An 11,848-nucleotide genomic window follows, 5' to 3' on the forward strand; every position below is an offset into this window, starting at 1 on the left:
GCGGTGATGAAAGCCGGTGGCGTGTATGTGCCGCTGGACATCGAATACCCGCGTGACCGCCTGCTGTACATGATGCAAGACAGCCGTGCGCAATTGTTGCTGACCCATAGCCGCGCGTTGCAGCAACTGCCGATTCCCGAGGGCTTGGACACCCTGGCGATTGATCGCACCGAAGACTGGGCCGATTACCGCGACACTGCGCCGGACGTGAAGCTGGACGGCGATAACCTGGCCTACGTGATCTACACCTCCGGCTCCACCGGCATGCCAAAAGGCGTGGCAGTGTCCCATGGCCCGTTGGTGGCGCACATCATCGCCACCGGCGAGCGCTATGAAACATCGCCGGCTGACTGTGAACTGCACTTCATGTCGTTCGCCTTCGACGGCTCCCACGAAGGCTGGATGCACCCGCTGATCAATGGCGCCAGCGTGCTGGTCCGTGACGACAGCCTGTGGCTGCCCGAATACACCTACGCACAAATGCACCGCCACAATGTGACCATGGCGGTGTTCCCGCCGGTGTACCTGCAACAGTTGGCCGAGCATGCCGAGCGTGACGGCAACCCACCCAAGGTGCGTGTGTACTGCTTTGGCGGTGATGCGGTAGCCCAGGCCAGCTACGACCTGGCCTGGCGCGCACTCAAGCCGACTTACCTGTTCAACGGTTACGGCCCGACTGAAACCGTGGTCACGCCGTTGCTGTGGAAGGCTCGCCGTGGCGATCCATGCGGTGCCGTCTACGCGCCTATCGGCACGCTATTGGGCAACCGCAGCGGCTACGTGCTGGACTCGCAACTCAACCTGCAACCCATCGGCGTAGCTGGCGAGTTGTACCTGGGCGGCGAAGGCGTGGCACGGGGTTATCTGGAACGGCCGGCACTGACTGCCGAGCGTTTTGTGCCGGACCCATTCGGCAAACCTGGCAGCCGCGTGTATCGCAGCGGCGACCTGACCCGTGGCCGTCCGGATGGCGTGGTGGATTACCTCGGGCGTGTCGACCATCAGGTGAAGATCCGTGGTTTCCGCATCGAACTGGGCGAGATCGAAGCGCGCCTGCGTGAGCAGGACAACGTTGGCGAAACCGTGGTGGTCGCCCAGGACGGTCCGACCGGCAAACAACTGGTGGCGTATGTCGTGCCGGCCGAGGGCCCGCTCGCCAATGAAACCCAATTGCGCGAAACCTTGCGCCGTGCGCTGAAAACCCATCTGCCGGATTACATGGTGCCCGCGCACTTCATGTTCCTGGCGCAGATGCCGCTGACCCCCAACGGCAAGCTCGACCGCAAGGGCCTGCCGCAGCCGGACACCGCGCAGTCGCAAGGCGTCTGGGTTGAGCCGGTAACGCCGTTGCAGCAGCAGGTCGCGGCGATCTGGGCGCAGGTGTTGGGGGCCGAGCGTATCGGCCTGAACGATCACTTCTTCGAGCTTGGCGGGCATTCGTTGCTGGCCATGCAGGTGATCTCGCGTGTGCGTCAACTGCTTGGACGAGAGGTCGCCTTGCGCACCTTGTTCGAGGCGCCGCAGTTGGAAGGCTTTGTGTTGGCCTCGCAGGCTGCGGACCAGACGCTGGCGCCGCCGATGCTGGCGGTCGGGCGTGACCAGCCGTTGGCGCTGTCGTTTGCTCAGGAACGCCAGTGGTTCCTTTGGCAACTGGACCCGCACAGCGCGGCTTACCATATTCCCAGCGTGTTACGCCTGAACGGGCACTTGGACCAACAGGCCTTGCAGCGCAGCTTCGACGCACTGGTGATGCGTCATGAGAGCCTGCGTACCCAGGTCTACCAGGATGGCGAGCGTGCGGTTCAAGTGATTCGCCCAGCCACTGCGCTGGTGATTGCACGGGCAGATGCCGACGCCGTCCATCTTCAACAGCAGGTCGAAGCCGAGATTGCCCGGCCCTTCGACTTGCAGAGTGGCCCACTGCTGCGCGTCACCTTGCTGCGTCTGACTGACGATGAACATGTACTGGTGCTGGTGCAGCATCACATCGTGACAGACGGCTGGTCGATGCAAGTGATGGTCGATGAGTTGGTACAGCTATACGCCGCCTACAGCCAGGGCCAGACGCCGCAGTTGCCGGAACTGGCGCTGCAATACGCCGATTACGCGCACTGGCAGCGCCAGTGGATGGCGGCGGGCGAGCGCGAACGTCAATTGGCGTATTGGCAGCAACTGTTAGGCGGCGAACAGCCGGTACTGGAACTGCCCACTGCGAATGCGCGGCCGGCGCTGCAAAGCTACCGTGGCGCCAGCCTGCAACTTGAATTGCCGCCCGCGCTGGCCGCCGGGCTCAATGCTCTGGCGCAGCGTGAAGGCGTCACGTTGTTCATGGTGTTGCTGGCGTCTTTCCAGAGTCTGCTGTACCGCTACAGTGGCCAGCAGGACATCCGCGTCGGTGTGCCAATCGCCAACCGCAGCCGGGTTGAGGTGGAACGCCTTGTCGGGTTCTTCGTCAACACTCAGGTATTCAAGGCGGATATCGATGGGCAGCTCTCTGTCGGCCAATTGTTGCAGCAGGTCAAGCGCCGCAGCCTGGACGCCCAGAGCCATCAGGACCTGCCGTTCGAGCAGTTGGTGGAGGCCCTGCAACCAGAGCGCAGCCTCAGCCATAACCCGCTGTTCCAGGTGATGTTCAACCACCAGAGTGAGGCGGGGTTGATGACGTCGGGGCAGTCACTGCCGGACTTGCGCGTAGAAGGGCTGGATTGGGGCAGCCAGACCGCGCAGTTCGACCTGAGCCTGGACACCCAGGCTTCGGCGGAGGGTATCCACGCCACCCTGACGTACGCGACCGACCTGTTTGCGCCCGCCGTTCTCGAGCGCATGCTGGCCCATTGGCAGAACCTGTTGTGGGGCATGCTGGATGATCCGCAACAGCGGGTCAGCCAGTTGCCGCTGCTGGAGCCTGTCGAACAGCAGACCCTCGTAAGGCAATGGAATGCCACGGCGCGCGACTATCCACAACAGCCGGTGCATCAATTGATCGAAGCGCAGGTTGCGCAGACGCCGGATGCCCCCGCACTGGTCTTCGCCGCGCAGCGCCTGAGCTATGCCGACTTGAACCGGCGCGCCAACCGTCTTGCCCATCGCTTGATCCAGGCTGGCGTCGGGCCGGACGTGTTGGTCGGATTGGTCGTGGAGCGTTCCATCGAGATGGTGGTCGGCCTGCTCGCCGTGCTCAAGGCCGGCGGTGCCTATGTGCCGCTGGACCCGGATTACCCGCCTGAGCGCCTGGCGTACATGCTTGAAGACAGCGGCGTGAAGCTGCTGTTGACCCAGTCCCACCTGCTGGAACAACTACCGCGTGCCGAAGGCATCGAATGCCTGTTGCTGGGCGGCTCTGGGTTCGAAGACTTCCCTGACACCAATCCCGGCCTTGCGCTGGACGGCGAGAACCTCGCGTATGTGATCTACACCTCCGGCTCCACCGGCCAGCCCAAGGGCGCGGGCAACCGCCATTCGGCATTGACCAACCGCTTGTGCTGGATGCAAGAGGCCTACCACTTGACCCCTCGCGATACGGTGTTGCAGAAGACACCGTTCAGCTTCGACGTGTCGGTTTGGGAGTTCTTCTGGCCGTTGATGGCCGGTGCGCGCCTGGTGGTCGCGGCGCCGGGGGATCACCGTGATCCGGCGAGGATGGTGGCGCTGATCAACGCCGAACAGGTGACGACGCTGCACTTTGTGCCATCGATGCTGCAGGCGTTCATGCAGGATGCGGCGGTCTCCAGTTGCCAGAGCTTGCGCCGCATTGTATGCAGCGGTGAAGCGTTGCCGGTGGACGCGCAGCAACAGGTCTTTGCCAAATTGCCTGCGGCCAGCCTGTACAACCTGTACGGGCCGACGGAAGCGGCCATCGACGTGACCCACTGGACCTGCGTCGATGAACAACGCGACACGGTACCCATCGGCCAGCCGATCGCCAATCTGCAGACTTACGTGCTGGATGCCCAGTTGCAAGCGGTCCCCGTCGGCGTGGCGGGCGAGTTGTACTTGGGCGGCCTGGGCCTGGCGCGCGGCTACCACCGCCGTCCCGCGCTGACTGCTGAACGTTTCATTGCCTCGCCGTTCGAGTCGGGGGCGCGCTTGTACCGCACGGGTGACCGTGTGCGCCAGCGCGCCGACGGTGTGATCGAATACCTCGGGCGCCTGGATCATCAGGTCAAGTTGCGTGGCTTGCGTATTGAATTGGGTGAAATCGAAGCACGCATCCTCGAAACCGCTGAAGTCCAAGAGGCGTCGGTGCAGGTGGTCGATGGCAAGCATCTGGTCGGCTACCTGGTGCTGCAAACGCCCGGTGAGCACTGGCGCGAACCGCTCAGTGCGCACCTTGCGGCGAATTTACCCGACTACATGATTCCGGCGCAGTGGGTGTTGCTGGAACAGATGCCCCTGAGCCCGAACGGCAAACTGGACCGCAAGGCCTTGCCCAAGCCCGACGCGTCTCAGCACCAGCAGGTGTTCCGCGCGCCACACACCGAGCAGGAACAGCGCCTTGCAACGATCTGGGGCGAGGTGCTGGATGTCGAGCGAGTTGGGCTGGATGACAACTTCTTTGAACTGGGCGGTCACTCGCTGCTGGTATTGATGCTCAAGGAACGCATCCGCAAGGCCACCGGCAAGACGCTGTCGGTCAGCCAATTGATGCTTAACCCCACGGTCGCAGGGCAGGTGAATTGCCTGGGCAACGGCGCGGGGCAGTCGCTGATCGTCAAGCTCAACAGCCAGACCGAAGGCACGCCGCTGTTCCTGTTCCACCCAAGCTACGGCTCGGTGCATTGCTACAAGGCCATCGGACTGGCACTGCGCGAGCGGCGGCCGGTGATGGGCGTGATCTGCCGCGCGTTGGCCGAGGAGGGTAGCGCCGTACCGAGCTGGCAAGCGATGGTCGAGGACTACACCGGGCAATTGCTCGATGCGTTGCCTGAGGGGCGCTATCGTCTCGCGGGCTGGTCCATGGGCGGTAACCTGGCCATGGAAGTCGCCTATGCCTTGGAGCAAGCCGGGCGTGAGGTGGAAGTGGTCGGCTGGATCGATGCTTCGCCGCCTTACTGGCTCAAGGCTTACTGGGACGCAGCGGTGATTGCGGATGACGATGATCTGTCGGTCAACCAGCGCCGCGTTGAACTGTTGCAGGTGATGTTCCCGGCGTCGAGCCAGCAGATCCGCACCGCCTGGTTGGACAGCCAGGCATTCTTCAGTGATGAAGCGCAGCAATGGCAGGCACTGGGCGCCTGGGCTGAAGAGGCGTTGGGCGAGACGTTCCGGGAAATCAAGGCAAGCTTGCTTGAAGGGGATGAAGCGCAGATCTCCTGGGAGCTAGACCGCACCCTGGGCCAGCGGCTCAAGGACGCCGACTTCAAACCGCTCAAGGCGCCGCTCCGCTGCTGGTGGGCCGCCGGCAGCCGTGCAGGCCAGCATCGCCAATTGATTGAAGCGACCATGGAGCAGGTGGTGGGCCAGGGGTGTGTCCAACAGTCGGTGCTGATCGACTCCACCCACGATCGCATCATCGATAACGCTGCGTTTGTGCAGAGCTTCGCCGATGCGATGAAGTAACGGTCGGCAGCAACCCAAGCCCCTGGCCTCTACGGCCAGGGGCTTTTTTTGCGCCGGGTGTACGGGCAGGCGCGTACTAAAAAGCCCCTGGTCATTGCGCATGGCCAGGGGCTTGGTTGGAACGGCTAGCGTCTATGCATCAGAAGTTCCAGCGGGTGCTGAGCATGATGTTACGCGGGTCACCGTAGTAGACCGAATTGTAGAAGCCGATGTTGGTGTAGTACTTCTTGTCGAAGATGTTGTTGACATTGAGGCTGGCCGATACGTTCTCGGTGACCTGGTAACGGGCCATCAGGTCCACCAGCCAGAGCGGATCCTGGGAGAGTTTATCCTGGCTGCCGGTGGCGTAGTTGTTGGTCAGCACCTTCCAGCCCGTACCCTGCCAGCGCACGCCGCTGCCCAGGGTCAGCTTGTCGAGGGCGCCGGTCAGCTTGTAGCTGGTGTAGAGGTTGATTTGGTCTTCCGGCTCCCAGGTCGAGAGTTTTTCACCGTCTTTGTCGCGCATGATCTTGTGCGTGTAGCCCGCCTGCAACTGCCAGCCGGGGGCCAGCTCGCCGGAGACTTCCGCTTCATAGCCCTTGGTCTTGGCCTCGGTGCCCTTGGACGCGTAGTCAAGACCAGGGTAGCTGTCGGGTATGTAGTCATTGTCGTCGATGGCACGGTTTTTCTCGTGTACTTCGAAGTAGGCGAGGCTGGCGTTGAGGCGGCCATCGAAGAACTCGCCCTTGAAGCCGACCTCATAGTTCTTGCCTTCATCCGGTTCGATCGGCTTGTTATTGCGGTCGCGGTAGTCGTCCTGAGGCAGGTAGATCTCGGTGAAGCTGGCATAGGCCGAGAGGTTCTCGGTGAAGTCGTAGGTTAGGCCGGCGTAAGGCACGACCTTGCCGGTGTCCTTGACCTGGCTGGTGCCGCTGACCTCGTAGTTGTTGACTCGGGTACCCAGGATCAGGTGCCAGTCATCGGCCAGGCTGAAGCGGCCGGTGATGTACTGGGCGCTCTGGCGGGTCAGCTCGTCGTTGCGCTTGGTCTGCGGGCCACGGTCAGGCTTGGGTGCGTCGCCGTCCCAATCGAAGTAATCGTGGCTGTTGTTGTAGTTGGTGGCGTTGGTGTAGTCGCGGCCCAGCCAGCGGGAGCGCGAGACCGAGGCGCCGACCACCAGTTCATGCTCGCGGCCGAACAGGCTGAAAGGCCCGGTGGCGTACAGGTCGCCGGTGTCGCTGGTGGTCTCGCCATTGTAGGTACGCGTAAGCAGCGAAGCCTTGCCGGTGGCTGCGTTCGGTGCTAGCAGGGCGGACAACGGTGCCTTGTAGCCATTGATCTGGTGGTTGTACTGCGCCTTGCCAACCCAGCCGTTATCGAACGTATGTTCCAGGGTCGCGAACCCGGTGCGGGTGTACTGGGCCCACTTGCTGTACTTGGCGCCGTTGTTGAACGAACGCGAGGTGCTGATGCGGTTGCCCACGGAGTCATACAGCGACGCCGCCCCTGACCAGCTGGAGCCTTGTGGGTCGCTGTCCTGGTAGTCACCGCCGACGGTCAGCAGCGTGTCCGGCGCCAGATCGAATTCCAGGATGCCGTAGTACACGTTGGTCTTGCGCTGGTAGTGATCGAGGAACGTGTGTTTGTCCTGGTAGGCCGCCACCGCACGGCCACGCACGTTGCCGGATTCGGTGAGCGGACCGCTCACATCCACTTCCGAGCGGTAGTTGTCCCAGGAACCGGCGCCCAGGTCGATGTAGCCCTTGAATTCCGAGGTCGGCTTCTTGCGGACCATGTTGATGGTGCCGCCAGGGCCACCGGCGCCGGTCAGCAGGCCGGTCGCGCCCTTGAGGATTTCGACGCGGTCGTAGATCACTGTGTCGGTCAGGGTGTGGCCGGACGAATACTGGGCGTCTTGCAGGATGGGAATGCCGTCGTACTGGAAGTTCTGGATGGCAAAGCCACGGGAGAAGTAGCTGGTGCGTTCGCTGTCATACGCGGCAACAGTGATGCCCGGGGTATGGCGCATCACGTCGTCGATCGACTTGAGGTTGAAGTCATCCATGGCCTGGCGGGTCACCACCGAGATCGATTGCGGCGTCTCCCGTGGCGTCAGCACCATGCGGGTCGCGGTCGCGATGGTCCCGGGCGTATAGGAACCCGAACCTTCGGTAATGGTGCCGAGCTGGTTGGCGGTCACCTGGGTGGCGCCCAGCTCCAGGGCGGACGAGCGGCCGGCAGTCAGTGTCATCGTGTTGCCTTGCAGGTCGAAGTCCACGCCGGTGCCGGTCAGCAGCGTGGTCATGGCCTGGCCAGGCTGCAACTTGCCCTTGACCTTGTGGCTGCGTTTGCCTTCGACGTCGGTCGGGCTGTACAGCACTTGCAGGTTGGCCTGCTTACCAAATTCTTGAAGAGCGCTACCCAGCGACTGTGCAGGGACATTCAGCTCGATCTCCTGCGCCTGAACATAACCGGCGACTGGCAGCGTCAGCGCAACGGCAATCGCGCCAGGTCGCACGTGGGTGTTCAAGAGGCGGCGCATGGAGAGTGCCTTGCTCAAGGGACTCAGACCAAATGTTGCTGGCATGGGTGAATTCTCTTCTAGGTATTTAGTGGGCAGATTTTAAATATTTGTTGGGGTTGGTTCTCATTACCACTAGTGAGACGTTCCTACCTGCAGAAACCGGAAAAGAAATTCACGCCGGTTCCATTTCGTGCACCACTTGGCCGGCGCGCAGGCGCACCAACTGGTCGGCGATGTCGAAATAGCGGTCGTCGTGGCTGATCACGATGATGGTCTTGCCCAGGCGCTTGAGGTCCGGCAGCAACTCGGTATAGAAAACGCGGCGGAAGGCCGGGTCCTGGTCGGCGGCCCATTCGTCGAACACCAGCACCGGCCGTTCTTCCAGCCAGGCGTTGACCAGGGCCAGGCGTTTGCGTTGGCCGGTGGACAGGTCGGTGGTGCTGAACACGCCGTCCTTGACGCTGACCTTGTGCGCGATTTCCAGGCGCTCCAGGTACTTGGTCGCGCTGTCCAGTGACTGGGTGGCGCTGCCTTGGACCAGGTCATCGAACAGGTAATAGTCAGCAAACACCGTGGTGAACAACTGGCGGTAGTCGTCGCGCGCCGGATCGGTCACGGTTTCGCCATTGAGGCGAATTTCCCCGGCCTGGGGTTGGTACAGGCCCAGCAACAGCTTGATCAGGGTGGTCTTGCCGCAGCCGTTCTCGCCCACGATAAACACGATGTCGCCCTGCTTGATGCTCAGGTTGATCGGCCCAAGGTGGAAGGGTTGGCTGCCTTCCACCGGCGGCGGGCTGTAGCTGACGCCGCGCAGTTCCAGGCTGTTGACCACCGGCGTGGGGGCTTCGCTGCCATCCATCAACAGGTGGGGTTCGGGCGACGAGAAGCGGTCGGACAATTCGGTGATGCGCGCAAAGGCAATCCGCGCCTTGCCGATGATTGGCAAGTAACCCACCACATGCTCCAAGGGGCCTTTCATGTACAACAGCACCAGTACGAAGCCGGTGATCACCGCCGGGTCCGGGTTGGGGCTGTAGGCCTGCATCGCCAGGGCCAGGCCGATGACCACGAAAAACAGCATCGAGCCGAAGGTTTTGGCGACGATATAGATGTTCACCGAGCGCACCTGGATATCGCTGATACGGTCGGCGGTTTCCTGGATGCGGTGGGTGTTCATGCGGTAGCGGCGGGGCCGGTGGATGCGCAATTCCTTGGCGCCCGAGGCGATTGCGGAATAGTAGCGTTGCAGCTCGTCTTCTTGGTCGCGGGCCTCATCGAAACCGCGAATGCCCTTGGCACCGGCGATGAATTGCACGCTGCTGCCAATGATGATGGCGACCACCATCATCAGGAACATCGGCACCGACAGGTAGGCCAGGTAGCCCAGGCAGCCCAGGGTCACCGTCGTTGCGATGGCCAGCGGAGTGAAGGCGAAGGAAAAGTCACTGATGGTGTCGACATCATGGGTCAGCACCGGAATCAGGCGGTGGGAGCGGTACTGTTCGATCTGTTCGATGGGCGCCGACAGCACTTTTTCACCCAGGTCCTTGCGCAGGGCCGCGATAATTCGCTGGCCGACGTAGTTGGTGCCGATATCCGAGACGATCGAGCTGGTCAGGGCCAACAGGCACAACGCCGCAAACGTCAGGATCACCCCCTGCGTCATCCCGGTCGTAGAGTGCAGGGCGTTGTTGATCGTCGCCAGCAGCAACGTGATGGCCAGGCCGCCGGCCATGCCCAGGGCGACGGAGACCGTCACGATGGTGCGAAAGGGCCTGAGCAATGCGAGCAGACCGTTGAAGGCGCCGTGCTTGGGGTCGGTCATAAATACTTCCCGGAAAGTGAAAAAAGAGGGGGCTGGGCACACAGACCCTTACCCATGACAAACGAAGGATTGGCGCGACTATTTAGCTCGGTGTGCCGGGCGGTGAAGGGGGTGGATAAATTGCAAGGGGGCTGGTTCGTTCTTGTGGTGTAGGCGCACGCGTATTGGCGTGCCTGATCTATCCAGCGAGAGCGAAACAATGACGAAAAAGAATCTGGTGTACGTGTGGTCCTTGCGCAATGCCGCGGCCGACAAGGCCGGGCAGCCGGTGGCCTACAAGGACCATGAGCGCTACATGATGTCGGTGCTGGAATCCCTGGTGGGGGCGCTGAACGACACGCCGCTGGGCGAGGCCTACAACCTGGTGGGCGTGGTGTATGACGATGACGAGCAGAACCCGCGGGATCAGCAATTGGTGGCCGACTACGGTTTTGCCTACCAGCCGGGTCGCCAGTGGCTGTATCCGGCCGACCTGCGCGTGCAGGGGCGCCGGGTCAATGACTTGCTGCTGAGCGTGCCGTCGACCTATCGACGCCTGCCACGGGGCAGTGCGGAACATATCGCCGGCAAGCAGGATTTCGAACGCCGCCTGCATGACACGCTGGTGGAGTTGAAGGCCGATATCGTGGTACTGGACGGCCTGCTGGTGATCCTGGATGAGCTGGTGCGCCCTGGTGCGCCGTTTGCCCGGCGCATCATGAACATCCATCCGGGCATTACCCGTATTGAATCGCCGTACGAGCGCCGTGGTGCCTACGCCACCTGGAACGCCTTGTATGGCGCACGTGGTCTGACGGTTACGGATTGGGCGACCAAGGCCACCACGCCTTCGGAACCGCTGTACCTCACCGGCGCCTCGTTCCACTACGTCGACAACGGCATTGATTCGGGCGAGGTGTTCCACGACGTGCTCAAGACCGAGATCACGCCGGAAGACACCATCCTCGAATTGCGCTGGAACAACTTCAACAACAGCCTGTTCCCGGCGTTGCATGAAGGCTTGGCGTTGCTGGCGCAGAAGGGAATCTAAGCGGGCACGGTTAAGAATGTGGGAGCGGGTTTGCTCCCACATTAAATCTCCTGGGTGTTACAGGTCGCGCACTACGCGGAACCCAATCCAATCCCCCCGCGTCTGCGGATAGATGGTGTTGCGATTCCCCGAGCGCGAAAACACCGGCGCTTCACCCCAGTCATTGCCCCGGATCATGTAGCCCTCGCAGTTCGGCTCCATCCACGCGCTGCCATCGGTAGGCGCGCCGATGTAGTTGGGATGTTCGCAGTCGGCCACTCGCTCGTAGACGTTGCCATGCATGTCGTACATGCCAAACGCATTCGGCGGGTAACTGCCGACCGGCGACGAGTAGCTGTAGCCATCTGTGGGGCCATAGGTATTGGCGTGCTTGGCGATGCTGTAGTCCTTGCCTTCATCGAACGGGAAGGGGAACGGTCCGGTAGAGCCGGCGCGTGCGGCGTATTCGCGCTGGGACTCGCTGACCATGTGGTACTGCTGGCCGGTCTTTTTCGATAGCCAAGCTACATAGTTCTTGATGTCATCCATGTCCATGCACACCGCCGGCTGGCGCGGGCCTTGGGGATAGCGTGGCTTGCTGGCGATGCACTCGCGGCCTGGGCGGGTGTCGCCATCGGCGATCTTCACGCCGGTCTGGCGCACGTAGCTGTCCCATTCGCCAGCGGTGATGTGGAAGCGGCTCATGGCGAATGGCTTGGCGAAGGTCACCTCATGCATCGGGCCTTCATCCGGCTCGCGGCCGACTTCATCCTCGGGCGTGCCCATGGTGAAGGTGCCGGCGGGCAGCACCACCATTTCCGGGCAGTCCTTGCAATCCTTGAACACCTTGCCGGGTTGCGGCGCGGCGGCCTGGGCCAGGTTGGGCAGCAAGGCGCCGCACAGGGCGGTGAGCGCCAGGGCCGTGAGGGGTTTGTTCATGTGGGCCTCTCAT

General features: G+C 62.3%; 5 protein-coding genes. 2 read left to right on the forward strand and 3 right to left on the reverse strand.

The genetic code is table 11. The features are described 5' to 3' along the window. Positions 1–5,559 (forward strand): amino acid adenylation domain-containing protein (locus U367_RS0104300; RefSeq protein WP_028615822.1); only part of this gene is annotated, 5,559 nt, incomplete at its 5' end. A gap of 139 nt (positions 5,560–5,698) precedes the next feature. Here U367_RS0104300 and U367_RS0104305 read toward each other — a convergent pair. Both U367_RS0104305 and U367_RS0104310 read right to left on the reverse strand, forming a co-directional pair. Further along, entirely contained in the window at positions 5,699–8,080 is a 2,382-nt protein-coding gene (locus tag U367_RS0104305; RefSeq protein ID WP_028615823.1) for a TonB-dependent siderophore receptor, read from the reverse strand. A 154-nt stretch (positions 8,081–8,234) separates the two neighbouring features. Beyond that, positions 8,235–9,887: a cyclic peptide export ABC transporter gene (locus U367_RS0104310; RefSeq protein WP_028615824.1), complete on the reverse strand. Its 1,653-nt coding sequence runs from the start codon at positions 9,885–9,887 to the stop codon at positions 8,235–8,237. Positions 9,888–10,086: 199 nt separating this feature from the next. Between U367_RS0104310 and U367_RS0104315 the strand changes: the two genes are divergently transcribed. Then, positions 10,087–10,917: a N(5)-hydroxyornithine transformylase PvdF gene (locus tag U367_RS0104315; RefSeq protein ID WP_028615825.1), complete on the forward strand. Its 831-nt coding sequence runs from the start codon at positions 10,087–10,089 to the stop codon at positions 10,915–10,917. Positions 10,918–10,974: 57 nt separating this feature from the next. Here U367_RS0104315 and pvdO read toward each other — a convergent pair whose 3' ends face one another. Further along, positions 10,975–11,835, reverse strand: a complete 861-nt coding sequence (gene pvdO, locus U367_RS0104320; RefSeq protein ID WP_028615826.1) for a dihydropyoverdine dehydrogenase — start codon at positions 11,833–11,835, stop codon at positions 10,975–10,977. Between the last annotated feature and the right edge of the window lie 13 nt (positions 11,836–11,848).

The organism is Pseudomonas canadensis (genome assembly GCF_000503215.1).
In the GTDB taxonomy this organism is placed as follows: domain Bacteria; phylum Pseudomonadota; class Gammaproteobacteria; order Pseudomonadales; family Pseudomonadaceae; genus Aquipseudomonas; species Aquipseudomonas canadensis.